The organism is Bacteriovorax sp. PP10 (assembly GCF_035013165.1).
GTDB lineage: Bacteria > Bdellovibrionota > Bacteriovoracia > Bacteriovoracales > Bacteriovoracaceae > Bacteriovorax > Bacteriovorax antarcticus.
Map to the genome: position 1 here is coordinate 820998 of NZ_JAYGJQ010000001.1, position 26765 is coordinate 847762.

Sequence of the window (26765 nt, forward strand, 5' to 3'; positions counted from 1 at the left end):
TGGGCGCTCTTTAAATTATTCTAGACTCAAATCCATAAATTTCACATATTTTTTCGAATCCAAGCTTCAAACAAATCGGAGCCGATGTACTCTCAAGGCAATGGATAATCGCTGGCAGATTCTCTCTCTTTATTATTTCCAATCGATAAGCTAGAAGTGAGCGATAAATACCTTTTCCTCTTAAATCTGGATTTACAGCTGCTCCAGCTAAAAGAGCATAATTATCAAATATACGTATACCTGCTGAGGCCACTGGCCTGTTATCCAGATAAGCAATGAAGCTTAAACCCTTTTTTGTGTTGGCTTCAAGTGCTTCTTTGATTTGTTTCCTTAAGTATTCTATCCCTTGAGAAGGAGTTCCCCAAGCAGAGGCCTGGACACTTAACCAATCTTCTAAGGTTGATAGATCAAGTAACTTTATCTCAACATTTGGATTATGAGGAATTTGTATGACGTTAGGATCAGCATAGAGACCATAGAGAGTCTCACTCGGTTGCATTTTATGTTTAACAAGAATAGAGGATAGATTTTTTGGTTTTGAAGAAGGTGAAATTTTAACTTGGAAAGGCAGTCCGAGTTTTTCATAGTGCTCAATTGCTTTTACAATTCTTTCTTCTGCTTCCTGGGATTCAAGTGAACATTTAAGAATACCATTCAAGTGAATTACAGGAGCATTGGGCGTAGTGACCTGGATCCAATTTTCTTCAATGATAACTTCATTCTGATTATTTTTTTGAACTTGGACTGATATTGCATCTTCAACTAGAAATAACTTTTCTTTAAAGGTGTGCATATCTTATTTCCTATATGTCTTAAGATTTAAAAGTTGAGAGTGGTTTTCCAAAGGTAACCAAAACATGCCATAAAAGTTTTAGTTCTTGCAGTACCTCCGAATAGGTTCCACGATCACTCCAGGCCGCAGGATCTTGCTTAAGAGATGCAGCAGCGACACCAATCATCTGTGTATCAAGATAAGAAGTAGTGGCCACTCTTTTAGCAAGTGAAGGCATTGTCGGCCCACGAAAATCCAGAGGCACTTCATTTAAATCTAGAGCATAACCTTGGTGCCATAAAATCTTAATTTTATAATCTTTGCAAATGGCCTCTAAAAAATTTCCCGTCTCAGTACCTTTAAAGGCCGGATCAGCGACTAATTCTTCAACATCATCAGCAAGTGAAATATTACCGTGTATCTGAGCTTCGATGTAATGGTTTAAGTTGCGAGCGATTCGCTTAGACGAAAAATCGTGAGTTTTATCCATTGATGAAAGGTGCTTTATCAGTTTGGGAATTGTTAAATCCTTTTCACCTAAAGCATAATCTCGAGTGAAAGCTTCCGTAAGAAATGCAGCTAGAATATCGTCGAATTCAGCAAGCGTTCCTTTTTCTTTTGGATCTTGATGTGAGTCGAGATAGGTAAAAGTACAGCGAGAAGAAACTTCTGATTTCAAAACAAAATAGCATGAGCCAAATCTAGGAGCTGGTCCATCTTGATGGCACATTACATTTAATGCTCCATACTTTGGTCGGTGATGATTTTCAGATCCTTCTAGATTGTAAGCTCCATTGTATAATCGATTCTCCCAATTATCACGTGCTCCTCCGGGATGAGCAGACACACTTCCACTCGAGAGAAGAGTTTCAAACTGGCCTTTGTAAATCCCTTGAGTATGAAGGGCCTCTGCGACACTTTTCATCTGAGAGTCAAGACGGTCTGGATGAAAGTGAACCGCTACTTTTGCATTTCTTTTTAATTTCAAAACAGCTTGTTCGTAAACTTCACTCGTAATGTTAGACATACGAAGAAGGTGAGTAATCGTTTCTTGTGCTTCTGATCTTCGAGATTGTGCGTATTTTTGGACGTAATCAATAGCAGCTAATTGTGAAGGGGCCAAGCTCATTGGGTTATCTCTTGAATCGTTTAATTTTTTATAAGTTGTACGTCATAAATTTTACGCTAAAAAAAAGACAGGAGCAAGATTGATTAGTGTAAGAAAATTAGTTAGTTATTAAAGTAAAAAATTTTGCCTGTCTTAATTTGCTTTCAATTATGTGAGGCGAGATGATGGTTGGAGGCACTTTAGAAAAGGAGATAAAATGAAAACGACAACAGAACCCTCAAAAAAAGATTCCAATGCAATACGAGAAAATTTTTTGAACGAAAAAAAGTTTGATAAGTCAGAAGTAACAAATAAGACAACTGAAGTAAAAAGTTTTAAAAAAGCTGATGAAGTTCGCGATTTTCCAAAAGGAAAATTAGAATTAGTTCATGTTGGTGGTAGAGAGATAGGCAGGGCCACTTTACAACCTGGTTGGAGATGGTCAACTTCTCTTAAGCCAATTGCTCATACCGAAAGTTGTGAAGCTCCTCATTTTCAATATCATGTTTCAGGAGTCTTAAAAGTAAAAATGGACAGTGGTGAGGAATATGAATTACATGCAGGAGATATTTCAATGCTAAAACCTGGACATGATGCATGGGTTGTTGGAAACGAACCAGTAGTGCTTGTTGATTTTCAAGGTATGAGAGATTTTGCAAAGAAAAATATTCATTGAAGAAATTTAGAAATTAAGAGGACTAATAATTTAATTAATTGAAATATAAGGGGAAGAGTTTCTTCTTCCCCTCAAATTACGAGTATATTTGCTGAAGCCATTAGAATAAACATATATGAAGTATAGGAAAGAACCAATAGATCTTCTTCCTCTCTGGACTTAAAAGTAAGGCGGGGGATAAAAATATGAAAAAAACTTTAACTGTCTTGGGATTTCTTCTTTTTACAACAAATGTATGGGCCTACACTTTTACTTGCATAACATCACAAGAGAATTTGAACGGATTGGCCTTTGAAGTTTTTCAGGGAGGACGTGGAGAAAGTAGTTTAGATATTCATGAAGTGAATTTTTCAAATGGGCAATTAATTTCAGATCTTGGAAATATTAAACAAAGCAATCGAGTGACAGAAACAGCCGTTAATCATCAATTTATTTTTGAAGCTGATGATGTTTCGTTTGCTTTAAATTATTTGGCAGTAACAGGGCAACCTACAATCGGAAGAATTACAAAACTGCCTTCAACAATCTCTACTTCGACAACTAGATTGAATTGTTTTATTGGCACGCTTCGTGATCTGATTCCGTAACGTAAACAACCTGATTTGTGATTGCATTTAGCTATTCAATGTATCGTTAAAAACTGCCAACTGCGAAGCAAAAGCGCGTTGGTAGGCCGGTCGTGCTTCGGCACGAGCGATATAGTCACAAAGATTTGGGTAATGATTAAGTAGACCAGAACTTCCTAACCTACGTAAAACCGTAACCATTAGCAGGTCACCTGCGCTGAATGCACCGTCGAGCCAGCTCGCATTACCTAGATGAGAGGAAAGTTGTTTTAATCGAACGTGAACACGTTCATCCAGTAAAGGTAATCTTTCATTGTACCAGCTCTTATCATGCTCAAAGAGAACGAAGGATGAACGTTCAACGATTGGTGCCTCTATTGTATTAAGCGCACAAAACATCCATGCAATCGCATGCGCACGAGCTTTGGCTTCAGACGGAAGTAAACCAGTATGTTTCTCAGCAATGTGAAAGACAATGGCCCCTGATTCGAACAATACTAAATCGCCTTCTTCGTAGGAAGGAATTTGTCCGAAAGGCTGAAGTGCAAGATGTGATGGCTGCTTCAATTCTTCGAATGTTACAAGTTGAACATTATAAGGTTGCTCCACTTCTTCGAGGGCCCAACGAACGCGCATGTCACGCGCAAGTCCTTTGCCTCGGTCGGGAGAATTTTTGAAAGCTGTGATTGTTGGGACTGAAATTGTTTTTTTCATCTATTTTACCCCACGCTGTGTCGGTAATTGCTTTTTTAAAGATTCAAATCCACCGATATTTTCGGATTCAATGCTGTTTGCTTTGAGAATATTCTTAACTTTTTCAGAGCGGTTGCCACTACGACAATAAAGAAAAATCTGTTTACCTTGAGTGAGTTTTTGGAATTGCTCTTTCCAGTTTTTATCATTGTTTACTTTGGATAGGGGAAACCATAGAGCTTTTTCGATCATTCCTAATTTGATTTCGTCTTCTTCGCGTACATCAACAATTACGGCCTTGCCTTCAGTCAACATCTTATATGCAGCTGCCGGTTCAGTAGCTGATAAAGTTGTAATGGAAACAATAGACAAAATTAACAATAGCGTTTTTTTCATAAATTCCTTACTGGCAGAAAATTGTATTTAGTAGTTTGATACATCAGGATTTAGTATGTCTTGATAGTTTGTATATTGTAAAGATTGGTGCCTTGTAATTGGCGAATATCGAACTGAGATCTTAATTTCAATTATTTAATGATGTTTTTTAATTCAGAAATAGCTTCTTCTATTTCGCAAAACTTAAAGTTAAGAATTTTTTCAATCTGAGTACAGTCAAGCATATTGTTATTTGGACGACTTTCTGAAAAAGTCATATCTTTCATGCGAGTCGGACTAATTAAGTGAGAATCATAATTAAGATTCTTTGCCAAAAAAAGACCTAGCTCATATCGATTAAAAAGTGTCCTGGTTCCAAGATGAAAGATTCCTGTTATTTTTTCATCAATTGATTTTTGAATGACTCGAGCTATATCTTCAACAAACACGGGATTTAAAAATTGATCTTCAAAACAATTAGAAATTTTACCTTCTTTTAAGTTTTTAATAATCGGATAAAGAATATTCTTTGAATGATTTGTCTTAGACATTAACTTGCTAGTTCTAAAAATTAGAAAATTATCAAAATGTTGTTGCATAAATACTTCAATGGCCAACTTTTGATTCCCATAGATAGTTTTGGGAGAAGGAGCATCTGTCTCATTGTATGGAGTTAACTTCTCACTAAATACATAGTCAGATGAAAAGAAAATAGGTTTAACATGGTAATACTTCAGAAGCATCAATAGTTCTTGCGTTCCATCTACGTTTACTTGGTTAGACAATGCCTGATCTTGAAAGCATTTCTCAACGTCAGAAATAGCAGCGCAAATAATCGCATAATCGTACTGATTCAATTTAACATGTTCTTCAAATGAACTAGATAGCTTTTTACTCAAATCCAAAATCGATTTATCTAAGGTAACGACTTCAAAAGTATTTAATAAATGAGTAAGGTGAGATCCCAGAAACCCGGTATGTCCGATTAATAAGATCTTTTTCTTTGAAGATTGCATTTGCTGATTGTAGCGCAGGTTACACTCTATGCATACATTAGTGCCTCGTAATAGATGATCTTCGAGCTGAGGTTTTGAAGTCAAACATAAATTCTTGCTCTGGTTTTATCCTTTGCGTAATTATTTTATGCTTAGCTTGAGTTGATTAAGGATGATTTAAATTTTTTACTAATATAGGAGGCCTGCTATCTTTAAATTTACATGACTGCTTCAAGTTTGTGCGCTTTTTAAAACAAGATCTCATACAACTTGAGATACTAAAGAAAGGATTTGCTATGAATAAATTATTGTTACTAGTAGGAGTTTCTTTTTTATCAACGGAAGCTTTGGCAGGTGCATGGAGATATGGCTGCATTGGTAGCCTCCCTGACGGATCAGTCGTTAATTTTAATCGGGCCACTTTAGCAATCGTGTCTACGACTCAGCCAGCGAGATATGCAGCTACTGCTGATATTTCGAAAGATATACAAGTGGGCGATGCCTTGGATCTTAATTCTGGTTTGCAACCAGAAATGGATTTCAAAAAAGCTAATGGCGATATAATCAAATTGATCGAGACAAGGTCAATAAACATTTCTCATCATGAAAGAAATGAAAGTTGCACAGGCGGTAGTATTCGCACTCTTACTGATGAGCGCACAAAGAAAACTTACAAATTTGTGATACCTGGTGAAACAACAGTAAGTGGAATTTTAAAATGTTACGATATTAATATTTCAACTTGCGGTTAATTAAAATATTAGGATAGATTGGCGCCTCTACGTCGCCAATCTTCGAACTGAGCTTATCTGTAATTTAATTAATTACAATGAAGAAGCTCAATTTTCGTTTGTCCCATAACAGTTACACCTTTATTGGAATTATTATCTCCTAATACCGTGGCACCCGTTTTTGCTGAAGCTAAGTGGGCTTTACAGTCAGCTTTAATAATTAAGCCACCCATAACGTTGACGTTAGATTTAAAGCAATACCATCCATTAGGATTTAAAAGTTCATAAATCGTTTTGCCCATGACATTTACAGCTGGATTTAAAAGAATGAGAACAGGTTTGTCTGTTTTATCAGAGTCAACTGGGTTTTTACCTAGACCAAAAATTTTAACTGATGTGTCCATGGTTTTATAATCAGGCTTATCTCCAAATGGATGTTTTCCCCACGAATTTAGGCAAGCCGAAACAGCTTGTTCATCATTCATATCATCAGCTTTGGTTGTTGGGACGATAGTGATCAATAGTAGAGATAAAAAGATAATTGAATAATTTTTCATAATAGCTTCCATGTTAAATACATTTAAAATGAGACTTAACAAAATTAAGTTAATGAGTGCTGTTTGACAATCATCCAATTAGTAAGATTTATAGATTGGTGCACCATAGTTGACGAATATCGAACTGAACTTATCCACGATTCCAAATTTTCTGATGAATATAATTTTCTTTACCTAGAAAAATCGATCCAAGAGCAATTGTATCAAGAAATCCATGAGCAAAAATTGCTACCCACACATTAAATCCACATATTACAAATATGCATCCGAATAATATTCCGATGCTCGCAGTGCTTAATATCCCACAACGATTTTGATAGGCATGAGAAAGACCAAATACAATAGATGTGAATATTATGTTGAAGATTGTGCCATATAGGTCAGCACCTACTATGTTTGAGACTTCTGTCATCAAGAAGCCGCGATATAATCCTTCTTCAATTGTAGCAACAAATATCCAGACCATTACTAAAGTCTGAATGTAAGCTTTCCAGTTTCCTCTGATACTACTAAATGAACTGTAGTCATGAGAGGTTTTTGTTAATTTTTCACTAAATGGATCAATGAATACAGTGGACAATAAATAAAGTACGCAACCATAAATTAGCCCTAATAGAATTGTTGCTCCCCAATTTTCCGGTAGGCTAAAACCAATCGCATTTAAATTTTGACCTCGAAGCCAAAGTGTTATTGAAATGATGATAATTGAACCCAAGATACCAATTCCTGGGCGCTTCTTAAGTCCCGTGATGATGAGTAAAGCCGAGGTTGCAAGGATAAGAAGTATCGAAATAATATTGGATGATGAAATAATCATTTCGACCTACTTTAAAGAAAAATTATTAAAAGGGTTAAAACATTATTTAGGTAATATGTACAGATTGGTGCCTTGTAGTAGACGATCTTCGAACCGAGCTTTTGAAGTCACAAATTGTGACTTCAAAAGGTACTTGATTTTAAGAGCTTAGCGACTTGAGGTCACAGATTGTGACCTCAAGTGGGTTTATCACTGGTAATGCCAATTCGTTTTCTTTGATTTGGAAGTTTTGGAATCAGATCTTCTTCTATGGAATCTAATCTTTCAAAAACAACCTTGAATAATTTATTTGAATTTTCTTTTAGCTCTTTTACTTCTCCAGATAAACTCGTTTCCAGTGCGTGAAAGCTTCGCAGTTTAGTGAAAATCCTCATTATACTAATATTCACATTAATAGCCCTGTCTGAATTAAGAATGCCGGATAACATTGCCACTCCATTTTCAGTAAAGACTAAAGGGAGTTTTTGTTTTCCACCGCTACCAGACTTTGAAGTCGCAATTTGCGACTTCAAAGAATGAAATTCTTCACTTGAGAGCTGAAACATAAAATCAGAAGGAAATCTTTTAAGATTTCTTTTTACCTGTTGATTGAGTACCTTTGTTTCGACACCATAGAGTAAGGCCAGATCACTATCAAGCATGACTTTTTGATCTCTAATAAAGTAGATCATGTTTTTAATTTTAAAAATTTCGTTATCAAGTTTAGTCATAAAATCTCCTAAGAAATCTTTATAAAATAAAATGATGAGAATTTTGATGAGTTTAAATAATAATAAGTAATCTTTTTCTGAATTGAAATTTAGATGGTGCACCGTTGTTGACGAATATCTAACTGAAATAATGAAGTCGCAATTTGCGACTTCATTACGTTACGTTGTGGCCAAAAACTTAATAACAAAAAAGTTTTAAGCGTTGGTCAAAGTTATTCCCATAGCTTAAAGTCGCATCAGTCCAGATAGAGTCATTATTCTGATCAGAGAAGAGCAGATCGTATTGAGGCATATCAGAGCTATACCCCATATATGTAATGTCATCATAATATTCAACTGTAATTTCTTCTACAGGTCTAAGTTTGTAAAAAATTGAAAGAACGTAATTATTGTTATTCTGCTCAATGGTAACCTGTGAAATATTAGCATTACTGTTTTCAGGGAAACAGGTGTGCTTAGCAGAGGCGTATGCAGGTAGATTTAGGGCCAATAGAGTGAAGAATAGTAAGAATGATTTCATGTGTGGATCCAATAAAAGTGTTTGTATTGGAATTAATAAATACCATTTTGAGCTCTACTACTACAATGCTAAAAATTGTTTGAGGATGATCTAATAAATAGCTGAAATAAAAATTAAGATTTTAATGGTGCCTCGGGCGAGACTCGAACTCGCACACCCTTTCGAGCGGCGGATTTTGAATCCGCTGCGTCTACCATTCCACCACCAAGGCACTGATTAGGAGTTGTTATTTTAAGTAACAGCGAGCTTTACGTCAACGATATTTCAGTCGTTTCAGGCCTCTGGTGTAGTCATTTACCTCCATGCTGATAGATTAATATCAACATTCACCTTATTCGAGATGCGCTAAAACCTTGGGCAAGGAGAATAACATGAAAACACTAAACATTTTTATCGTCTTCGTAACACTTACTCTAAGTCTGCAGTCTTTTGCTGCTATTGGTTGTCGCCCTCTTGTGAACTGTCCAGGTGACCTTCAGGAACCAAGTTTGCCAGGTTCTGGAGTTGTTATTCCTGTTGAAACTGAACTTACGGTTATTGGATATGCTGAAGTTGCTTCGCCTACTTGTAAGCAGACGGACTTAAATCTTGCCATTCATATTGCAAAAAATAAGGGCATTAAAGACGCGCAAATAACTCTAGGGGATGATGCTATTCAATCTAAGGAGTTTTGGTTTTCAACAGATTGTGGCCAAGGGATCTATTCCAATTCAGCAGAAGGGAATTCTTGGATCGTTCAAGCTTTTGCTAAATTCAAATCGAATAAATAATGATATGAGGCCCGCGAATGTGGGCCTTAATTTAATTTTAAAAGTTCTAATGCTTCTTTTGCAGTAAAGCGGAACTGATCAGGCCCTAAGACTTTTTTCAATTCACTATTATCAAGTGTCGAAGGAAATTTAATATAGTCGATCAGATAAAGTGGGAACTTCCATACGGGAGTTAAAAACTTCGCCAATTGCTCAACGGCAATAATTGGAACGAGAATCTTTTTAGCTCCAATAATTTCTGCCGCCTCATGAAGACTAATAACATCATCACCAGTCACGTTGTAGATCCCAGTTGTAAGCTTATCAAGCGCGTTTACAATCATCGATGCCATATCAAATTCATGAATGAACTGAAACATTGGATTGTAGTCAATCGGCAGAGGAGCGTATGGAGTTTTCAGATACTGAGTGATCGAGTTCTTAATTTGCGGCCCGATAATATTTGAGGGGCGTAAAACAATAGTCTCAATTGTATTTTGATTTTTCCACATCCAGTTCGTACACATCTGATCCATTTCAACTACGTCTCTTAGTTCAGCGTATTTGAAACTCGCGCGAAGTGGGGCGTCTTCTCTTAGGAACATTGGATTATCAGGAAGAGCGCCGTAAACGTGGTGAGTAGATAAAATAACAACTTTTTTTGCTTGAAATTTTTGAGCAAGTTCTAGAATCGTATTCGTACCAATTAAATTGATGTCGATTCGTTTATGGATGTTCCCCATAGCAGGAGAGTGACCTAGACGACCTAAGTGCAGAACACTTTCGAATTGGTGCTCACGAAATAGTTTTTCAAAGTTCGTTCTATTGTACTTAATCTGCATTGCTTTTAATTGCGGGCGAGTTGGAACTGAATCAACAGGACGCGAGTCGACACCAATGATTTCTACGTCAGGTCTATTTTTAACTAAAAGCTCAGCTGTGATCCTGGCAAGAGCACCTTGAATTCCAATGATCAGAATTTTTTTGCTCATAACTTTAACCTTTGTGACATTGTTCTCCTTTTTAGGAGTCCTTCTTTAACCATATTATCAATGCGCTTTTCTAGAGCGATGATATGCGGTTCAAGTTCTTCATCCAGCGCTTCTGCACTGAGATCCGGTGGAAGCGAGTAGGGTTCGCCAATATAAATATCAACAGGTGAAGGTAATGGAAATAAATTTAACGATAAAGGCAGTGCGGGAAGGCTTAAAAGTTTTGCGATTTTTTTTAAATGAAACACATAAGGAAAAAACTCTTCTGCACCAACAACGGCAATCGGAAGAATTTCAACTCTAGAACTCAAGGCCATCCTAATAAAACCTTTTGTAAATCTTTGTAGCTTATAGTGGTCTTTAGTTTCTTTTGCGATTCCACGAACACCTTCAGGAAAAACTAAAATAGATTCACCACGTTTTAGCAGATTGAGACAATTGATTCGATCGCCAAGCACAGCTCCACTTTCACTAGTCCATCTTCCTAAGAAGGGAAGTGAAGTTAAATATCTTTCTACTAGTGGTCTTAAAATTCTTGGGTTTTCCATGTCTGTAGCAAATGCTGTACAAATCATCATCCCATCAATGGGAATCTGACCAGTGTGGTTTGAGACAACCATGTATGGTTTGTCCTGAACATTTTCACGCCCGTGAACTTTCACATTGAAATAATATTTATATAAAGGCCAGATTGCTTTTAAGTCGTTGATGGCACGTTTGGGTTCGAGTCCCCAGGGATCGCGTTCTTTGGCGTAGCGATCGTGAAGTACTTTTTCAAGCGTAGCGAATTTTTGTTTGAATATAACCAACTAATCCTCTCGGGATGACATTCTAATACCCTTTTATGCTATCAAAATATTCTTCCTTCACAAGCATTCTTATAGTGGTAGACTCATGTTCAGGAGTTCGGCATGAAGAAAAGATCGAAGTTTAAAGGAAAATTTAATTTCTGGCTCTTGAATTTTCATAAAGAAATAAAGAAAACTACAGACATTGGTAAAAAGATGCTTATGGCATCAAGAATCAACACTCACCTGAAAGATACCTATGAAGAACTTGGTCGTCACCTGGAAAGGGGTGTGGACAATGGTGAAGTTGATTGGGATTCGCCTAAGATGAGGGCCCTTTTGCATTCGATTAAGGCCTGTAAAAAAGATCTTGAAGAAATTGAGCGCAAAATGAACTCTATTAAATTTTCAGGCCCGTTTAATAGTATTGAACATAAAGTTGAAGATCAGGATAAAGATAAAAAAAACAATCAGCAGTAGCGAGAAGGCCACTGCCGATCAGTTTATTAGTAAGTCGTTTTTAAAATTCTTGCAATCGTTCCATCAGCAGTCAAGGCCTTAATCGCAGCATTTATTCTTGCTATCTTCTCTTTTGCATTTGGAGTTTTCATACCAGTGGCCATGTAGTTTGGATCCTTGGCAATGAGTTCAGGAAGAATGACGAAGTCTTCAGGTTTGAATCCTGCAAGTTTCGCAGAATAGGCGAATCCTGCCTCGCCAAGTGAAAATATACCGGCATCAATTCTATCTGCGTCGATTTTTTTTACACGAGCGACATCGGCATGGTCAAAATCAGTTTTGAAGATTTTTTTAAGTTCTTCAAACCTAGTACCAAAAGTTGATCCATTTTGAGAACCAATTCTTTTGCCTTTTAAGTCTTCATTCTTATGGAATGGAAATTCTTTACCTTTTTTAGTAACGATGACAACTTCATCATACATTGTAGGATCAGAGAAAACGAATTTTTTGAGGCGTTCTTCGTTTGTTGAAAATCCAGTGATGAATGCTCCTTCATTTTCAGCAATGACCTGACACCTTACCCATGGACAAGTTTCAACTACAACAGTGTAGCCGGCCTTTTCAAGGATAGCTTTTCCAATTTCTATAGCAATACCACGGGGAGCACCACTGTCTTTATCCTTCCACATAAGTGGAGCAAACGATTCTCCTGCAACTAGTTTGATAGTTTCAGCAGAAAAACTTTGTTGAGTAAATATGATCATCAGGGCCATTATAATTTTTTTCATTGTCACTCCTAAACTATACATCTTCAAATCTGTTATCATTTGCTGACGGAACTTCACCGGAAACTTTTTTATGAGCTACCGGTTTAGATTCAGCTAGTTTCTTTGGAGCAGGTTTCTTTATTGCAATAACATTTGAAGATTTTTTATTTTCTACTGCCGGTTTAACTTCAGAATGACCATGAGTTTTAATAAACCCAATGCTTCCGAAGATCTCTCTTTCAAGTTCTTGTACGTTGCTATGAAGCTCATCGGCCTGTAGTGAAAGTTCTTTTGAGCTTTGCGAAGAGTGACTTGCAGACTCAGCATTACTAAGCGTCGTTTGATCCAGCTGATTCATTGCTAGAGCAATGTTTTTTACACCTTCGGCCTGCTCTTTTGAAGCAAGTGAGACTTCCATCATCATTTTTTTAACAATCGTTGCATTGACTACAACTTCGTTTAAAACTTCTCCACAACGATCCGCTACAGTTGCACCGTCTTTTACTTTTTGATTTCCAATATCAACCAGGCGTTGGATGTTCGTGCTTGTTTCTTTAATGATGCTATTTACCTTAATGATACTTTCTCCAAGCATTGCTGAAATTTCATTTGAAGCGGTTCCAGACATCTTTGCCAGGTTTCCAACTTCTTCAGCAACAACCGAGAAACCTTTACCGTTTTCTCCTGCACGTGCTGCTTCGACTGAAGCATTAAAAGAAAGAAGCTTCGTTTGAAAAACGATATCATTGATAACTGTCGTTTTTTGTGAAATTTCGTTAATCACTTTTACAATTTCACCAATGCGATTATTACTTCTGTGGATTTCTTCCATGATGTCTGAGTTTGATTTATTAATTTCTTCCATCGAGAAAATCATTTTTTTAACAACTTCCTGACCTTCACTTGCAATCGAAAGAGACTCATCTGCTTTGGTAGAAGAGTTTTGTGCACTCTCAACTGAAGTATTAACCATTGAAGTGATTTCGTCTAATGTTGAAACCGTTTCTTGAATAGATGAAGCCTGCTCCTGAGTAGAAGATGATACATTCTCTGAAATTCGCTGAACGGCTTCAGAAGAAACCTGATTCTTCTGAGAAACAGTACGAAGTTTTTCTGTAATTAATCCAAGCTTCGTTGTTGTTTTCTTTAAAACAAAATACAGAACCAGGAACATGATGACCTGAGCAATGATGATTCCCATAAAAGTAAGTTTTAGGAAATCATTCTTAACCTTTTCAACTTTATTCAAGTTGTAAGTCAATTCAAGGAAAGCGATGGTTTTATTCTCGTATGTAACAGGAAGTTTAATATTTCTAATTGAAGCTGCTTGGTCTTTGGCTTCTTTGCTGGCCTCAGTAATGACAACATTTTTTATATCGATATATTTAACAGATTCGATACTTGGGTCATTAAGGAGTTGTTTTGCAATAGTCGTTAAAACTTCAGTATTAAAGTTCCAAGCGTAGTCAGCAGAAGTAAGTGTCACCGAGTTAGCAAGGGTGCTCATTTCTTGAGTAACCATCTGGTCAGTGCTTTTCATCGTGTTAAACATGATCGAGCCAGACAAGGCCAAAATGACTACGATTGAAACGATATTAATACATATCATTAATTTAAATATTAGCGATCTTTGATTATCCACATGCAGCTCCTGAAAATAAAGTTGCTATCTTCTCGGTACAAAGCATAGTTAAGTAAAGTGTTACTTGATCTACTTTTATGCAGATTTTTTCAACATAAGTTGGACAAATTAAGGTGGAGGTATAAACATTGTTTATGAACCTTAAAGCATGCTTAAGGCGGACAAATTATCCAGAAAATTTGCCCACTTTAATGCCCACTTTATTATGGTATCCTGATCATATGAGATTTTATTAGCAGGAGTTTCTGTGGATATTTTGAAGTCAGGGAAATTGGATTCAGTTTGTTACGACATACGTGGAGCTGTTCATAAAGAAGCACGTCTTTTGGAAGAACAAGGTCTTCGGATATTAAAACTCAATATTGGAAATCCGGCCGCATTCGGTTTCAGTGCGCCTGATGAAATTGTTCAAAGTATTATTTCAAATTTTCCTTCCTCTCATGGTTATTGTGAATCAAAAGGATTGTTATCAGCAAGGATGGCGATTGCTAACTATCATAGACAGCAAGGTGTTGCAGATGTCTCAGCAGAGAATGTCTATGTTGGTAATGGAGTTTCTGAATTGATTGTTATGGCCATGCAAGGTCTGCTTAATTCAGGTGATGAAGTGCTTATTCCTTCTCCTGATTATCCTTTGTGGACTGCTGCAGTTAATTTAACCGGAGGTAAGTCAGTTCATTACCGCTGTGATGAACAGGCAGGATGGTTCCCGGATCTGGAAGATATCAAAAAGAAAATAACGGCGCGTACTCGTGCAATCGTTATAATAAATCCTAATAATCCGACAGGTGCAGTTTATTCAAAAGAGTTAATTGAAAAAATTGTAGAGTTATGCCGCCAACATAATCTGATTTTATTTTCAGATGAGATTTACGATAAAATTTTATATGATGAGGCCAAACATGTGGCCGCTGCTTCTTTGTCAGACGATATCCTGACGGTGACTTTTAACGGTCTCTCAAAAGTTTATCTTGCTGCTGGATTCAGAGTAGGCTGGATGGTTCTGTCGGGTAATATCAAAAAGGCCAAAGGGTATATAGAAGGTCTGGATATTTTGGCATCGATGAGATTGTGTGCCAATGTTCCATGTCAGCATGCGATCGTAACAGCTCTGAGCAATCCTCACGATATTGCCAAACATCTTCTTGGTGATGGTAGATTAAATATTCAACGCAAGGCCTGTGTCGAGCTTCTTAATAACATTCCAGGTGTCAGCGTCGTCACTCCTAAAGGAGCTCTCTATGCTTTCGCTAAGCTGGATGCAAAGAAGTTTAATTTAAAAGATGATGAAAAGTTAGTCTTGGATTTATTGAAGGAAAAAAAGATTCTTCTGGTTCATGGGCGCGCCTTTAACTGGACAGAGCCTGATCACTTGCGAATTGTATTTCTTCCTCAAAAAGAAGATCTTACGTTGGCACTGTCACAGTTTGGCGAATTCCTGGAAAATTACAGACAGTAAGCTTATGATGGCAGATTTGGATCTACTTCATGAGCTTTTCTCATTTCCAATTCTTCAAGGAAATGGGTAATGATTGCTTCTTCAATTTGAGGAATACCAATCTTACTGTGAGCTGATCCAAAATACATTTGTCTGATCCACTTATAATCTTTTGAGAGAATTGGTTTTAGTTTTTCTAAAACGTTTCTTTCTTTTTGAGTTTTAAGTTTATCAATCTTGTTAAATACCAGAACTGTTTTACGAGTGTATCTCTTAATGAAGTCGTAGAACTGTCTGTCAGCATCTTGATCAGGGTGACGAGCATCCTGAAGATTAAGCAGTAACATCGATTCAGAAACTTCTGCGAAAAAAGCTCCCATCAATTCGTTCCAGTTTTTTGACATTTCTTTTGAAACGTCAGCAAAACCGTATCCTGGTAAATCGATCAGGAAGAATTTTGGCATATCACATTTCTTTCCGTTGAAATTTAATTCAAATTCGAAAATGTTAATTTCTCTTGTTCGTCCTGGAGTTTTTGAAACGCGTGCAGTTTTTCCACCAAAAAGTGCATTGATCATGCTTGATTTACCGACGTTTGAACGTCCGACAAAACTTACACCGATAGCATCCTGGTTTTTTGATAGCCACTCTTCGAATTGGGCAACATCGGAAATACCCATTAAGAATTGCGCGCTTTGAGGTCTGATTGTATAGCTCATATTTGTACCTTAGATTAATTTCAAACCCGATTATAGCTGATCTCCTATGAAAATGCACTCTCTAAGAGGTGGCATAAGCCTTGTAAAGCTCATGATTCAGACGATTAAGAGGGGAGAAAAAATGGAAGCATTAAGACAAGACAGATTGATTGGCCCGGATTTAGATTCAACAATTGGTCATAATGGAGTGAGAGAGAGCGACGAATTCATTCTGGATATTTTTCAGGAAAGAAAAAAATCTTTTAAACTTAATCGCACTAAATACAAAATAATGTGCGGCCCGAAATTCGAATTTGATTTCACCAAGGCCATTATTACTCTGCCATTTTTTGGCAAACATGATGGAAGCTTTGAGCTTGAATTGATCGCTGACAGCACTTTGCGAAACCATAGTGAAAAATCCCGTTATCTTTTTAGAAGTCTAGGAGAACGCGCCTTTAGATTGAATGGCATTCATTGTTTTGAAGCTTTTTTGGAGCGAGGAGATGTGCTCGATATTGGTTTTAATCGTATCCATTTCCCTCGAGTTGAAATGGTGACGAACTCTGAAGTGCAATTATCAGAAAGACTTATTAAAAGCCCGATTGCCGTTTTAATTGAAGGAGAAACAGGAACGGGAAAAACGACTCTGGCCAAAAAGATTCATGAAGACAGTGGGAGACGCGGGAAATTTGTTCATTTAAACTTATCGGCATTTTCTCCCTCACTTATTGAGTCTGAATTATTTGGACATGTGAAAGGGGCCTTTACCGGGGCCATCAATGGGAGAAGAGGGGCGATTCTTGAAGCACACAAAGGGACACTGTTCTTGGATGAGATTGATTCACTGACAACTGATTTGCAAACGAAACTCCTGCTGTTTCTAGATAACTATGAAGTCAGAGCAGTGGGAGGAGAGTCAACTACGACTGCAGATGTCCGAATGATTTTTGCTTCAGGATCAAAGCTTGCGAAAAAAGTAGAAAGAAAAGAAATGCGCAAAGATTTTTATTATCGCTTGCAAGCGGGTTGCTCGCTAACTCTTGATAGTTTGAGAGTTCATCCAGAGCGTATCAAGGAATTATGCCAGCATTTTGAGAATCAGCATGCTGTGGTCTTTGATAAAGAGCTTATTAATTTTTATATGACATGCAAATGGCCGGGAAATATTCGTCAGCTTCAATCACACTTAGTAAAAAAGAAAATCCTCTCTGATGGGAAAAAACTTATCTTTGATGAAGTGGATAAGGAGCTTTTACTGGAGAAGATCAGCGTCGCTAAACTGGATTCAAATGACATAAAGTCATTGGAGAAAGTGAAAATAGAATACTGCCATCAGGTCTATCTGAAGATGGATAGAAACATCACTAGGACGGCAAAAACCTTGGAGTTATGCCAAAACACACTTAAAGCTTATCTGCAAAAAAATGAAGGATTAAGAAGCGATAAGGTAATCCACGTAAATTTCTAGGATTTTCCCTTCGATATGAGCTTCTTTTAAGAAGTTATTCAATTCGAACCTGACCTTGTCTTTAATGATCTGACGTCCTTCTTCTTCGATGGGAAGTTGAGGGATGACAGGTTCTACATGCATGTTGAGGTAGTCACGTACTTCAACATCGTGGTCTTTTAAAAATAAAATAACATTGCGGTTGTCAGCAAGGGCCGTAAAGTCGATCCAGATCTGACGGTTTCTTTTTGTGTCTTCAAGGAACAACTGAAGGTTTAACTCTTTTACTGCAAAAAGTTTTTCAGTTTGAAGGAAATACTTTGGACGTCCTTCTAAAACTTGTTTGGCCTCAACTGATTTAATACGAGGTCCAGCAATTTTAGAGAGCATTTCTGTTTCAATTAAATGTATTTCTTCTTTTGAAATTGGAAGTTGAGTAACGGCCAGGTGAACACCTGAAAGGTGCTCTTCAATTTCGTGCTCCATTGGAATTAGTTTGTCTCTGTCTTCCAGTGAATTTGCTGTTATTGTCACATCCAGGTAAATTTCTTTATCCAGCACTTCGTATTTAATTTTTTTGAATTCTAAAATAGAGTCTTCTGCCACTTCAACAGAGGCCGGTGCTCTTAGAGCTTTTGTTCCACTAATAATTTTTGAAGTATTAAGGAAGATGAAATAAGTGGTAGAGCCTAAAAAGCATGTAAGGATTAAAACACTAAATGCTTTAATTGGGTCTGTTTTAAATTTTCGAAGTGGAGCAACAACCATTTCTACTTTATTTCTGTTTTTAAATTCGTCAGATTTTAAGTAGATCATCACACCGACGAACTGACCTTTAACGATCGTGACATAGTGTTGGCTATAACCAATAATTTTCAGGAAAAAAACGCGTACTTTAGGCTGATAAACTTTGATTTTTTTCTTAACTAAATCAGGCGAGTGTTTGAACCATTCGACTGTATCAAAAACAAAATGCGGAGTCGCATGCTTCATTTTTTCAATGAAGTTCAAGATTAACTTATTAATGGTCTCTTCAATTTTAACTAAAAATTTCAAAACTGGACTCCTCTATAAAGACCTATCGGAACCTTTTTCTTTTAATTTAGGGTTTAGTGGGATTCCCGACAGACTGAGTCAGGAATGCAGGTTTTGCCTGCTTTGGTAAAAGTGCAGGCTAATTCTTCTGAAAAAGCCGTCCCATGTCGATAAATGACTCAAGAAGAGGCAACTCTTCAGAGTACAAAAATAGACAGGAGATAGGGTTATGAAGAATTTCACATTCAAAGCATTTTTATTGGTGACTACGATGAGTCTTACATCGAGTTGTGCATTAATGCTGCCCGATAGGAGCTTCATAGACGAAATGGATAGAGAAAGTATGTATTCTCCTGGAAGAGATTTTCCAGTTGTGGCCGGCGATACGGGTGACATGCGCATCAGTAAAGAGGAGCTTAAAAGCAGAACTCCTTCAAGTGAGCGAGCTAGACACTTGAATAAAGAAGCGGCCTCTATCGAACAAGAGCTGATTCAGAAAGAAGATCAGATGGATGAAGTTGAAAGAGAAAGATATGCAATGGATAAAAAATTTCTGCAGACTGATTCAGACAAACTTTATTATTTAAGTCTGGGCCAGTTCGATAGAAGTTCTTACATTGATACAAAGAAAAGTGACTTGAAAGATGACCTCGAAAGAGGACGAAATATGGTTCAGAAACGTTCAATTCATGGCAACGAATTGTTCCTTGGAATGGATAAAAGTGAAGTCGTCGAGATATGGGGAAAGCCTGCTCGCGTTGAGATCGCTGGCAACCCGGCAAATCAAAATGAAAGATGGTCTTTTAGAGAGGACGGAAACGTTCGCCAGGTTTATTTCGAAGGTGGAAAAGTACAGGGCTGGGCCCTTGATCTCTAAAGCAAAAAGTAATATTCTCGGGCTAAGTTTTACAACCCAAATTTAGCCCGAGGTCCCAATGACAGCTCAATCTATGACCGGTTTCGGTCAGTCAGTATCTCAATCAGAAAATTTCGTTGTTTCAGTTGAGATGAAGAGTGTGAACAATCGTTTTAAAGACATCAGATTTAAAATGCCCTCTACACTAAATTCACATGAAATCGAATTGAAAAAAGAAATGACGGACACTTTCTCACGCGGAAGTTTTGATGTTTATGTAAACGTTAAGCGCGCTGAGAATAAAAATCGTTTCGACGATCTTGATGAAAAGAAAGTTTCTCAGTTCATTCAAAAAGTGGCAGGGATGATTAAAGCTGAAGGAGTGACTCCAACTCTTTCGATGACGGATCTTCTTCGTTCAGAATTTTTAATCGAGCAGGATGAAGTCAATCAAGATGATCTAAGTGGATTATTATTTAGTTCATTTAAAGCAGCAGTGGTTGAACTTAAGAAGTCACGTGAAAGCGAAGGCGAGAAGCTGATTAAGGTTTTAGAGAAACATTTAGATAATTATAAAACTCAATTTAAAGTAGTTGAGGGAAATGCCGAACACTTCAAAAGCAACGTTGAAGAGAAATTAAAGAAAAGAGTGGATGAGTACAAGGCACTGGTGAATGTAGATCAGAGCAGACTCCTTCAGGAAGTCGTTTTCTATTTAGAGAAAATCGATATTCACGAAGAGATTAACCGCATTCATTCCCACTTGGAAAAATTTGAAAATCTTTTAAAATCAAATAACGACGTTGGAAGACAGATTGATTTTTTAGTTCAGGAGTTAGGACGTGAGACTAATACCATAGGATCAAAGTCAACTATGAAAGAAATTTCAGACGCTGTTGTGCAGATGAAGCTTCAGTTAGAAAAAATGCGTGAGCAAGGGTTGAATATTGAATAAGGAATCTTTCACAGGAAAATTAATCGTCATCGTGGCCCCGTCAGGTACGGGTAAGTCGACTATGATCAAAAGATTGAAGCTGGATTTCCCAACAATCGTTGAGTCCGTTTCATACACAACTCGCCCGCAAAGACCGGGTGAAGTTCATGGCTTAAGTTATTTTTTTATTTCACGAGAAGAGTTCATAGCTAAAAGAGATAATAACGATTTTCTTGAGTGGGCCGAAGTTCACGGTAATTTTTACGGGACTTCGAAAGAGTTCGTTGAGACTTGTCTGAAAGAAGGAAAGCACGTGCTTTTCGATCTTGATGTTCAAGGAACAGATTCAATGAAACTTCACTTTCAGGATGTAGCGAATGTTATTTTCATTTCTCCTCCTTCGGTTGAGGAATTAGAAAAGAGACTTCGCCATCGCGGAACAGAAAACACACAGGTGATTAACCTACGTTTGATGAACGCCAGAAAAGAACTTTTAAGAAAAGAAGATTTTGATTATTTAATTTATAACGACGATATCGAAAATGCCTATAGCAGGCTTAAAGAAATCACTCAAAAGATCCTTCACGGATAGAGCCAGCGAATGCAAGAAAGTTTAGATTTTTCACATGAAAGAGACCTCACGATTGATGATTTAGTCAGGAGAGTAGAAGCGTACTACCCTGATGCAGATTTCACAATGTTGAGAAAGGCATTCCTATTTGCTGAGAAAGCTCACACCGGACAAAAGCGCTCTTCAGGTGAAGATTATATCATTCACCCAATGAACGTAGCTGCGACTCTGATTAAACTTCACATGGACCTAGATACGATCATGGCAGGACTTCTTCACGACGTTGTTGAAGACTGTAACGTGAGCCCACAAGAGATTGAAAAAGAATTCAACCAAGGTGTAGCGGATCTGGTTGTTGGTTTAACAAAAATCGGAAAAATTAAATTTAAGACAAAAGAAGAATCGCAAATCGAAAACTTCCGTAAGATGGTTGTGGCGATGGCGAAAGATCTTCGAGTTATTATCGTTAAGCTTGCAGATCGCATGCACAACATGAGAACTCTTCAATACGTTTCAGATGAGAAACAAAAGAAAGTCGCTCAAGAGACTTTGGATATTTACGTTCCATTAGCAAGTCGTCTCGGGATCAACTCAGTTAAGTCGGATCTTGAAGATTTATGCTTACGTTTCTTGAAACCAGAAATATACTACCGTTTAGCTGAAAAAGTTTCGATGAAAAAATCGGAGCGCGATACTTATATCAGAGATGTAATTAGTAACATCAAAGAAAAACTTCTTGAGTACTCACTGCACGCTGAAGTTAAAGGTCGTCCAAAACATTTCTATTCTATCTATAAGAAAATGACTTCTCGAGGAGTTGATTTCGAACAGGTTCAGGATTTACTGGCCTTCAGAATCATCGTCGGAAATATCACTGAATGTTATAAGGCACTGGGGATTATCCACTCGTCTTTTACACCCATTCCAGGGCGCTTTAAAGATTACATCGCTATTCCTAAGGTCAACAACTACCAGTCACTCCATACAACGATTATGGGGCCAAAAGCTGAGCGTATTGAAATCCAGATCAGAACTAATGAGATGGATGAAGTTGCTGAAGCAGGGGTTGCTGCTCACTGGAAATATAAAGAAGGTCTGGCAGGGAAAACTGCACCTAAACTTGATTGGGTTCAAGAGCTTCTTGAGTATAACAAAAACACAGACAACACTCGTGAGTTCTTAGACGTTATTAAAAACGACCTGGATCTTGATGGGGTTTTCGTTTTCACACCGAATGGTGACGTTAGAGAATTAAAATACGGATCGACTCCATTAGACTTTGCTTATGAAATTCATACGGAAGTTGGGAATCACTGTGTTGGTGCTAAGATCAACGGAAAGATTGTTCCATTAAGACACATTTTAAAATCTGGTGACTCGGTTGAAATTTTAACGAGTAAAACTCAGACGCCGTCGAAAGACTGGTTGAATATTGCGAAGTCTTCTAAGGCGCGCAGTAAGATCAAGCAATGGTTACTTAAAGTTGAGCGTGATGAAAACAGAGAGCTGGGAAGAGAGATTCTCGACAAAGCTTTCAAAGTTTTTGGAACGAGCATTAAGAACTTAAAGAAGAATAATGAGTTCAAAGTTATGTTCGATGATCTTCATATTATTGATGAAGAAGAGTTGTGCGTGCTTGTTGGGTCTGGGAAGTATACACCTAAGAGTATTATTGAGCATATTCCTTCGTTGAAGGAAGCTGCAGGTAAGCTTGAAGTGAAAGATCTTGGTGAGAAGATTCAAGATATTGAGTCTTACTCTGATAAGATGACGAAAAACGTAAGAAAGAAATCTCATTCTGATAATGCAATTATTGTGGATGGGATGAGTGATGTTATGGTTCGTATGGCCCGTTGTTGTAATCCGATTCCGGGTGACAGTATTGTGGGGTTCATTACGCGTGGGCGTGGGATTACGGTGCATACTTCTCACTGTAACCGCGTTGATGCTGAGACATTGATTCGTACGATTAAAGTATCTTGGAATAAAGGGTTTAGCTTCACTCACCCTGTTAGTGTGCGTGTGACGACTCAGGATAAGCCAGGGATTTTATCTCTTATCTCTAAGACTATTAACAATGTTGGGATCAACATTCGTTCTGCTCTTGCTAAGTCGATGCCAGATAGAAAAGGTAGTTTTATCTTTGAAGTTGAGGTTAAGGACTATAGCGAGCTGCTAAAAACAATTAGTGCCATTGAGTCGCTTGAAGAAGTTATCTCTGTTACCAGAGTATAAAAGACTGAAAAGTTCCCAAGAATACCATCTACGTCGTTGCCGTCGGCGCTCAATCGTCGACGTACAAACGTACGTCTCCTCAATCGCTTCTAGTCGCCTAGTATCTGGCATCCTTGGAAACTTTTGAGGATTATTTTTAATACATTATTAACTAGTAGAAGTTTCCAATGGGAGATTTTTCATCCCAGTAGATTAGGAATAGTTTTGTGCGTACTAGTTTAAAAACTTCTGTGTAGAGGATTTTAATGCTTCTGAAGCTTAGGTAGTTCGATGGCACTGGGGAGAAGAAGATTTCAAACTTTTCATCTTCCTTAATCAACGTTTCGAAGATCATTTTGATGCGCATAATGTGGTAGTCGCTAGAGACAACTAGGATCTTGTTGAGACCGCGGTTGTTTCTTAGGTACTTTAGAGTTGAGACTACGTTTTCAACAGTGTTTCTTGCTGTATAGTCTAGCTCGATATGGTCAGTTGATTCTGTGGGGTCTGTTGCAGCTGTGTTGTTCATGATGGTTTTCACGGAGTTCTTTTCGTGGACTCCTGTGATGAAAACGTTTGGTTGTCTGAACTCTTGGGCGCTTTTAACGGCGTATTCTATTCTTCCTTGAGCTCCGGTGAAAACTACGATCAAGTCCGGTGGAGTTTGAACGAAAGTGGCCTTAGAGTTTTTACCTTCATTTCTGGCGTCTAGTAATAGGATCGCGCAGACGAAAGTGTAACAAAGGAAGAGAGACACAAGAATGATGACGGCACTTAAAAAGTGTCGGTACATTCTTGTGCCTTTAGATTCGAATACGTATTTGCTTTTTAAAATCATTTTTTATTTTGCCGCTATTACTTCGATCTCAACTACTGCGCCTTTTGGAAGTTTTGGAACTTCAACTGTGCTTCTAGCTGGGTATGGTGCTTTGAAGAATTCAACATAAGCATCATTAACAGCAGAGAAGTTTCCAAGGTCAGTTAGGAAGATAGAAGTCTTAACAATGTTCTCGCGAGTTAAACCTTGAGACGTTAATAATCCATCGATGTTCTTCATAACCTGGTTTAGTTGAGGTCCGAATCCTTCTACAAGAGCATTGGTCTTTGGATCGATTCCAATTTGTCCTGAGAAATAATAAGTTCCGTTAACGGCCACACCTTGAGAGTATGTTCCTACAGCTGCTGGTGCTAGATCCGTGTTTACAATAATTTTACTCATAATTATTCCTTTGTACTCATTTTTTTATCAGATAATAGTGCTGAAAGCACAGACATATTCACAATTTCAGTCACACTTGCCGTTCTCGGGATAATGTTAGCTGGTGCGTTCATCGGAAGAAGAATTGGCCCGATAGCGTTAGCATTTCCAAGTTGAGAAAGAAGTTTGTAACTGATGTTAGCAGAGTTTAGCTCTGGGAACACTAGAATGTCTGTAGGACCATCTAAAGTAGAGAAACTAAATAGCTTGTCCATTAGACCTTTGTTAACAGCAACGTCAGCTTGCATTTCACCATCAATAAGAAGGTTAGGGTAGCGAGTTTTTGTCAACTGAACCGCTTTTCTTACGACTTTTGCTTTTTCTGAATCGTTTGATCCAAAATTAGAAAAACTTAGGAAAGCAATACGTGGCTCACGTTTCATTAATTTTCTAAATAGCTCAGCTGTACTTGCTGCTGTTTCACATAACTGATCAGCAGTTGGCTCGATTTGAACAGCACAGTCAGCAAAGAAGAGAACGCGGTTTTTAAAACTCATGATGAAGATACCGGCAGCAGATTTTTTATCTTGTGTGCCTAGTACGTGCATTAGAGGAGGGAAGCAGTCAGCGTAGTTCAATGTTGGACCAGCGATAACAGCGTCTGCTAAACCGTGCTTAACCATCATAGAACCGAAATAGTTCTGGTGGCTCATAAGCTCTTCAGCATGGTAAACCGATACACCACTTCTTTGTCTCTCTTTCGAGTACATGCGAACGTAGTTTTCGAATTCTTCATGTTTTCTTGGATTGATTGTACGAACATCGTCTTTGTATTTTTCAAGACCAAGCATATCCATTTTTTTGTGAATTGCTTTTTTTCTTCCAAGAAGAATTGGCTCGATTTTATCTTCTTCAACAAGTTGTTTAACAGCTTGAAGAATACGAGTGTTTGTTCCTTCTGCGAATACAACTCTAACTTTTTTACCAGACTTGTTAACATATGTGCTTAGACGGTCACGAAGAGACTTCATGAATCCAGCAGTGTTACCCATACGTCCTTCAAGGGCGCGAGCGTAAACGTGAAGATCAGGGATATTGATTCTTGCTACACCAGATTCCATTGCAGCTTTTGCTACAGCTGGAGTGACACGTACAAGAACTCTTGGATCGAATGGTTTTGGAATTAGGTAGTTCTTACCGAATTTAAAATCTTCTCCACCGTATGCCATTTTTACTTCTTCAGGAACTTCTTCCTTTGCTAGAGCAGCAAGAGCATGAACAGCAGCAAGTTTCATTTCGATGTTGATTTTGCGAGCGCGTACATCCAATGCACCTCTAAAGATGAATGGGAAACCTAGAACGTTGTTAACCTGGTTAGGGAAGTCTGATCTTCCTGTGGCCATAATAGCATCGTCACGAACAGCGTGAACTTCTGATGGATAAATTTCTGGATCTGGATTGGCCATTGCAAAAATGATTGGATTTTTTGCCATGTCTTTAACCATCTGCTGAGTTACTAAACCTCTAGCAGAACATCCGATGAAAACGTCAGCACCAACCATCGCGTCGCCTAATGTACGAGCTTTAGTATCAACTGCGAAATCGTCTTTGTACTTGTTCATTCCTTCTTTACGACCTTTGTAGATCGCTCCGTTAGAATCACACATAATTAAATTTTCTTTTGGAAGTCCAAGTTCGAAAAATAATTTTGCACAAGATATCGCTGCAGCTCCAGCACCTGAAACAGCAACTTTTGTTTTCTTAATATCACGACCAGTAATTTCCAGAGCGTTTAACAAAGCAGCAGAAGCGATAATCGCTGTACCGTGCTGGTCATCGTGGAAAACCGGAATTTGCATTTTTTCAATTAATTGAGTTTCGATTTCAAAACACTCAGGAGCTTTAATGTCTTCAAGGTTGATTCCCCCGAATGTTGGCTCTAGTGCTGAAACGATTTTAACCATTCCTTCAACAGTCAGTTCGTTAACTTCGATGTCGAAAACATCGATGTCAGCAAAACGTTTGAAGAGTAGTCCTTTTCCTTCCATTACAGGTTTCCCTGCAACAGCTCCGATGTTACCTAAACCAAGAACAGCTGTACCGTTAGAGATAACTCCAACTAAGTTTCCTTTCGCTGTGTACTTGTAGGCAAGTTCAGGGTCACGAGCAATCTCAAGACATGGCCAAGCAACTCCTGGAGAGTAAGCTTTAGTTAAGTCATAAGAAGTCATTGTTGGTTTGGTAGAGATTACTTCAATCTTACCGGGGCGCCCGTCTGAATGGTAGTCCAGGGCATCTTGTCTTTTTGTGTCCGCATCATTACGTTCTGTGCGATCATTTCGTTGATTACTCACGGTCAATCCTTTTGTTATTATGGAATATTTACGACCCGAGTAGGGTATGTCTTTTTGGTCCGGTATGCAAAGAAAATTGAATTCAAATTTCATTGCTATA

The 26765-nt window shown here is 37.9% G+C and carries 29 protein-coding genes and 1 tRNA gene; 11 read left to right on the plus strand and 19 right to left on the minus strand.

All coding sequences use genetic code 11. The features are described 5' to 3' along the window. Nucleotides 1-10 precede the first annotated feature (10 nt). Together SHI21_RS04005 and SHI21_RS04010 are read right to left on the minus strand one after the other, a co-directional pair. Nucleotides 11-793 carry a GNAT family N-acetyltransferase gene (locus tag SHI21_RS04005; protein WP_323574849.1) on the minus strand — a complete coding sequence of 261 codons (783 nt, stop codon included), beginning with the start codon at nt 791-793 and terminating at the stop codon, nt 11-13. Nucleotides 794-812: 19 nt separating this feature from the next. Continuing rightward, nucleotides 813-1901, minus strand: coding sequence for a DUF3626 domain-containing protein (locus SHI21_RS04010; protein ID WP_323574850.1), 1089 nt, complete (start codon nt 1899-1901; stop codon nt 813-815). Between the two features lie 196 nt (nt 1902-2097). On the opposite strand from SHI21_RS04010, the gene SHI21_RS04015 reads away from it, so the two are divergent. Further along, nucleotides 2098-2556: a cupin domain-containing protein gene (locus tag SHI21_RS04015; RefSeq protein WP_323574851.1), complete on the plus strand. Its 459-nt coding sequence runs from the start codon at nt 2098-2100 to the stop codon at nt 2554-2556. Nucleotides 2557-2741: 185 nt separating this feature from the next. After that, entirely contained in the window at nt 2742-3143 is a 402-nt protein-coding gene (locus tag SHI21_RS04020) for a hypothetical protein (RefSeq protein WP_323574852.1), read from the plus strand. A gap of 27 nt (nt 3144-3170) precedes the next feature. On the opposite strand, the gene SHI21_RS04025 is transcribed toward SHI21_RS04020, so the two are convergent. The 3 genes from SHI21_RS04025 to SHI21_RS04035 form a co-directional block, all read right to left on the minus strand. After that, a complete protein-coding gene (locus tag SHI21_RS04025; protein WP_323574853.1) occupies nt 3171-3836 on the minus strand; it encodes a glutathione S-transferase family protein in 666 nt (221 codons plus the stop codon). After that, complete coding sequence (locus SHI21_RS04030) at nt 3837-4211, minus strand: rhodanese-like domain-containing protein (protein ID WP_323574854.1); 375 nt, start codon at nt 4209-4211, stop codon at nt 3837-3839. A gap of 131 nt (nt 4212-4342) precedes the next feature. Continuing rightward, on the minus strand, nt 4343-5206 hold the full coding sequence (locus SHI21_RS04035; protein ID WP_323574855.1) for an SDR family oxidoreductase: 864 nt from the start codon (nt 5204-5206) through the stop codon (nt 4343-4345). Nucleotides 5207-5481: 275 nt separating this feature from the next. On the opposite strand from SHI21_RS04035, the gene SHI21_RS04040 reads away from it, so the two are divergent. Continuing rightward, complete coding sequence (locus SHI21_RS04040; protein WP_323574857.1) at nt 5482-5937, plus strand: hypothetical protein; 456 nt, start codon at nt 5482-5484, stop codon at nt 5935-5937. Between the two features lie 68 nt (nt 5938-6005). Here SHI21_RS04040 and SHI21_RS04045 read toward each other — a convergent pair whose 3' ends face one another. The 5 genes from SHI21_RS04045 to SHI21_RS04065 all read right to left on the minus strand — a co-directional run bounded on the left by SHI21_RS04045 (nt 6006) and on the right by SHI21_RS04065 (nt 8731). After that, entirely contained in the window at nt 6006-6473 is a 468-nt protein-coding gene (locus SHI21_RS04045; protein WP_323574858.1) for a hypothetical protein, read from the minus strand. A gap of 130 nt (nt 6474-6603) precedes the next feature. Next, nucleotides 6604-7290, minus strand: coding sequence for a CPBP family intramembrane glutamic endopeptidase (locus tag SHI21_RS04050; protein ID WP_323574859.1), 687 nt, complete (start codon nt 7288-7290; stop codon nt 6604-6606). A 176-nt stretch (nt 7291-7466) separates the two neighbouring features. Continuing rightward, nucleotides 7467-8000 carry an ORF6N domain-containing protein gene (locus SHI21_RS04055; protein ID WP_323574860.1) on the minus strand — a complete coding sequence of 178 codons (534 nt, stop codon included), beginning with the start codon at nt 7998-8000 and terminating at the stop codon, nt 7467-7469. Between the two features lie 178 nt (nt 8001-8178). Then, nucleotides 8179-8520 carry a hypothetical protein gene (locus SHI21_RS04060; protein WP_323574861.1) on the minus strand — a complete coding sequence of 114 codons (342 nt, stop codon included), beginning with the start codon at nt 8518-8520 and terminating at the stop codon, nt 8179-8181. A 125-nt stretch (nt 8521-8645) separates the two neighbouring features. After that, a tRNA-Leu gene (locus SHI21_RS04065) sits at nt 8646-8731 on the minus strand. 160 nt (nt 8732-8891) lie between these two features. Between SHI21_RS04065 and SHI21_RS04070 the strand changes: the two genes are divergently transcribed. Then, on the plus strand, nt 8892-9290 hold the full coding sequence (locus SHI21_RS04070; protein ID WP_323574862.1) for a hypothetical protein: 399 nt from the start codon (nt 8892-8894) through the stop codon (nt 9288-9290). A 26-nt stretch (nt 9291-9316) separates the two neighbouring features. Here the strand turns inward: SHI21_RS04070 and SHI21_RS04075 are convergent, their stop codons facing one another. Together SHI21_RS04075 and SHI21_RS04080 are read right to left on the minus strand one after the other, a co-directional pair. Continuing rightward, nucleotides 9317-10261, minus strand: a complete 945-nt coding sequence (locus tag SHI21_RS04075) for an NAD-dependent epimerase/dehydratase family protein (RefSeq protein WP_323574863.1) — start codon at nt 10259-10261, stop codon at nt 9317-9319. Beyond that, nucleotides 10258-11070 (minus strand): 1-acyl-sn-glycerol-3-phosphate acyltransferase, encoded by an 813-nt coding sequence (locus tag SHI21_RS04080; RefSeq protein WP_323574864.1) that lies wholly within the window; start codon nt 11068-11070, stop codon nt 10258-10260. The genes SHI21_RS04075 and SHI21_RS04080 overlap by 4 nt, the downstream gene beginning before the upstream one ends. A 102-nt stretch (nt 11071-11172) precedes the next feature. Here SHI21_RS04080 and SHI21_RS04085 point away from each other — a divergent pair, with 102 nt between their 5' ends. Beyond that, nucleotides 11173-11529, plus strand: coding sequence for a hypothetical protein (locus SHI21_RS04085; RefSeq protein WP_323574865.1), 357 nt, complete (start codon nt 11173-11175; stop codon nt 11527-11529). A 26-nt stretch (nt 11530-11555) separates the two neighbouring features. On the opposite strand, the gene SHI21_RS04090 is transcribed toward SHI21_RS04085, so the two are convergent. Together SHI21_RS04090 and SHI21_RS04095 are read right to left on the minus strand one after the other, a co-directional pair. After that, on the minus strand, nt 11556-12296 hold the full coding sequence (locus SHI21_RS04090) for a substrate-binding periplasmic protein (RefSeq protein ID WP_323574866.1): 741 nt from the start codon (nt 12294-12296) through the stop codon (nt 11556-11558). Nucleotides 12297-12309: 13 nt separating this feature from the next. Further along, nucleotides 12310-13917 carry a methyl-accepting chemotaxis protein gene (locus tag SHI21_RS04095; protein ID WP_323574867.1) on the minus strand — a complete coding sequence of 536 codons (1608 nt, stop codon included), beginning with the start codon at nt 13915-13917 and terminating at the stop codon, nt 12310-12312. Nucleotides 13918-14164: 247 nt separating this feature from the next. On the opposite strand from SHI21_RS04095, the gene SHI21_RS04100 reads away from it, so the two are divergent. Then, the gene (locus tag SHI21_RS04100) at nt 14165-15376 is read left to right on the plus strand and encodes a pyridoxal phosphate-dependent aminotransferase (protein ID WP_323574868.1); all 1212 of its coding nucleotides are present in this window, start codon (nt 14165-14167) and stop codon (nt 15374-15376) included. Nucleotides 15377-15378: 2 nt separating this feature from the next. Here the strand turns inward: SHI21_RS04100 and yihA are convergent, their stop codons facing one another. Continuing rightward, a complete protein-coding gene (gene yihA / locus SHI21_RS04105; protein ID WP_323574869.1) occupies nt 15379-16074 on the minus strand; it encodes a ribosome biogenesis GTP-binding protein YihA/YsxC in 696 nt (231 codons plus the stop codon). A gap of 121 nt (nt 16075-16195) precedes the next feature. Here yihA and SHI21_RS04110 point away from each other — a divergent pair, with 121 nt between their 5' ends. Next, complete coding sequence (locus SHI21_RS04110; RefSeq protein ID WP_323574870.1) at nt 16196-17524, plus strand: sigma 54-interacting transcriptional regulator; 1329 nt, start codon at nt 16196-16198, stop codon at nt 17522-17524. On the opposite strand, the gene SHI21_RS04115 is transcribed toward SHI21_RS04110, so the two are convergent. Continuing rightward, nucleotides 17489-18559, minus strand: a complete 1071-nt coding sequence (locus SHI21_RS04115) for a hypothetical protein (protein WP_323574871.1) — start codon at nt 18557-18559, stop codon at nt 17489-17491. The two genes, SHI21_RS04110 and SHI21_RS04115, sit on opposite strands and share 36 nt — an antisense overlap. 208 nt (nt 18560-18767) lie before the next feature. Here SHI21_RS04115 and SHI21_RS04120 point away from each other — a divergent pair, with 208 nt between their 5' ends. The 4 genes from SHI21_RS04120 to SHI21_RS04135 are packed head-to-tail and all read left to right on the plus strand — an operon-like array spanning nt 18768 to nt 23134. Further along, a complete protein-coding gene (locus SHI21_RS04120; protein ID WP_323574872.1) occupies nt 18768-19415 on the plus strand; it encodes a hypothetical protein in 648 nt (215 codons plus the stop codon). A 58-nt stretch (nt 19416-19473) separates the two neighbouring features. Next, a complete protein-coding gene (locus SHI21_RS04125) occupies nt 19474-20349 on the plus strand; it encodes a YicC/YloC family endoribonuclease (RefSeq protein WP_323574873.1) in 876 nt (291 codons plus the stop codon). Continuing rightward, a complete protein-coding gene (gmk, locus tag SHI21_RS04130) occupies nt 20342-20920 on the plus strand; it encodes a guanylate kinase (RefSeq protein WP_323574875.1) in 579 nt (192 codons plus the stop codon). Before SHI21_RS04125 ends, gmk begins: the two co-directional genes overlap by 8 nt. A gap of 9 nt (nt 20921-20929) precedes the next feature. Then, the gene (locus SHI21_RS04135) at nt 20930-23134 is read left to right on the plus strand and encodes a RelA/SpoT family protein (protein WP_323574876.1); all 2205 of its coding nucleotides are present in this window, start codon (nt 20930-20932) and stop codon (nt 23132-23134) included. Between the two features lie 151 nt (nt 23135-23285). On the opposite strand, the gene SHI21_RS04140 is transcribed toward SHI21_RS04135, so the two are convergent. From SHI21_RS04140 to SHI21_RS04150, 3 genes are read right to left on the minus strand one after another with little or no spacing between them, the layout of a single operon-like run. Further along, nucleotides 23286-23951 (minus strand): YdcF family protein, encoded by a 666-nt coding sequence (locus tag SHI21_RS04140; RefSeq protein ID WP_323574877.1) that lies wholly within the window; start codon nt 23949-23951, stop codon nt 23286-23288. A 3-nt stretch (nt 23952-23954) separates the two neighbouring features. Then, complete coding sequence (locus SHI21_RS04145; protein WP_323574878.1) at nt 23955-24332, minus strand: Rid family detoxifying hydrolase; 378 nt, start codon at nt 24330-24332, stop codon at nt 23955-23957. A gap of 2 nt (nt 24333-24334) precedes the next feature. Beyond that, the gene (locus SHI21_RS04150) at nt 24335-26665 is read right to left on the minus strand and encodes an NADP-dependent malic enzyme (RefSeq protein ID WP_323574879.1); all 2331 of its coding nucleotides are present in this window, start codon (nt 26663-26665) and stop codon (nt 24335-24337) included. Nucleotides 26666-26765: the final 100 nt, after the last annotated feature.

Excerpts from the sequence above, each read along its gene's own strand:
- SHI21_RS04085 (WP_323574865.1), top strand. The coding sequence starts at position 11,173 with ATGAAGAAAAGATCGAAGTTTAAAGGAAAATTTAATTTCTGGCTCTTG.
- SHI21_RS04075 (WP_323574863.1), bottom strand. The coding sequence starts at position 10,261 with ATGAGCAAAAAAATTCTGATCATTGGAATTCAAGGTGCTCTTGCCAGG.
- SHI21_RS04135 (WP_323574876.1), top strand. The coding sequence starts at position 20,930 with ATGCAAGAAAGTTTAGATTTTTCACATGAAAGAGACCTCACGATTGAT.
- SHI21_RS04005 (WP_323574849.1), bottom strand. The coding sequence starts at position 793 with ATGCACACCTTTAAAGAAAAGTTATTTCTAGTTGAAGATGCAATATCA.
- SHI21_RS04125 (WP_323574873.1), top strand. The coding sequence starts at position 19,474 with ATGACAGCTCAATCTATGACCGGTTTCGGTCAGTCAGTATCTCAATCA.
- SHI21_RS04030 (WP_323574854.1), bottom strand. The coding sequence starts at position 4,211 with ATGAAAAAAACGCTATTGTTAATTTTGTCTATTGTTTCCATTACAACT.
- SHI21_RS04055 (WP_323574860.1), bottom strand. The coding sequence starts at position 8,000 with ATGACTAAACTTGATAACGAAATTTTTAAAATTAAAAACATGATCTAC.
- SHI21_RS04145 (WP_323574878.1), bottom strand. The coding sequence starts at position 24,332 with ATGAGTAAAATTATTGTAAACACGGATCTAGCACCAGCAGCTGTAGGA.
- SHI21_RS04050 (WP_323574859.1), bottom strand. The coding sequence starts at position 7,290 with ATGATTATTTCATCATCCAATATTATTTCGATACTTCTTATCCTTGCA.
- SHI21_RS04120 (WP_323574872.1), top strand. The coding sequence starts at position 18,768 with ATGAAGAATTTCACATTCAAAGCATTTTTATTGGTGACTACGATGAGT.
- SHI21_RS04045 (WP_323574858.1), bottom strand. The coding sequence starts at position 6,473 with ATGAAAAATTATTCAATTATCTTTTTATCTCTACTATTGATCACTATC.
- SHI21_RS04140 (WP_323574877.1), bottom strand. The coding sequence starts at position 23,951 with ATGATTTTAAAAAGCAAATACGTATTCGAATCTAAAGGCACAAGAATG.
- SHI21_RS04040 (WP_323574857.1), top strand. The coding sequence starts at position 5,482 with ATGAATAAATTATTGTTACTAGTAGGAGTTTCTTTTTTATCAACGGAA.
- SHI21_RS04015 (WP_323574851.1), top strand. The coding sequence starts at position 2,098 with ATGAAAACGACAACAGAACCCTCAAAAAAAGATTCCAATGCAATACGA.
- SHI21_RS04035 (WP_323574855.1), bottom strand. The coding sequence starts at position 5,206 with ATGCAATCTTCAAAGAAAAAGATCTTATTAATCGGACATACCGGGTTT.
- SHI21_RS04090 (WP_323574866.1), bottom strand. The coding sequence starts at position 12,296 with ATGAAAAAAATTATAATGGCCCTGATGATCATATTTACTCAACAAAGT.
- SHI21_RS04020 (WP_323574852.1), top strand. The coding sequence starts at position 2,742 with ATGAAAAAAACTTTAACTGTCTTGGGATTTCTTCTTTTTACAACAAAT.
- SHI21_RS04060 (WP_323574861.1), bottom strand. The coding sequence starts at position 8,520 with ATGAAATCATTCTTACTATTCTTCACTCTATTGGCCCTAAATCTACCT.
- SHI21_RS04110 (WP_323574870.1), top strand. The coding sequence starts at position 16,196 with ATGGAAGCATTAAGACAAGACAGATTGATTGGCCCGGATTTAGATTCA.
- SHI21_RS04070 (WP_323574862.1), top strand. The coding sequence starts at position 8,892 with ATGAAAACACTAAACATTTTTATCGTCTTCGTAACACTTACTCTAAGT.
- yihA (WP_323574869.1), bottom strand. The coding sequence starts at position 16,074 with ATGAGCTATACAATCAGACCTCAAAGCGCGCAATTCTTAATGGGTATT.
- SHI21_RS04010 (WP_323574850.1), bottom strand. The coding sequence starts at position 1,901 with ATGAGCTTGGCCCCTTCACAATTAGCTGCTATTGATTACGTCCAAAAA.
- SHI21_RS04025 (WP_323574853.1), bottom strand. The coding sequence starts at position 3,836 with ATGAAAAAAACAATTTCAGTCCCAACAATCACAGCTTTCAAAAATTCT.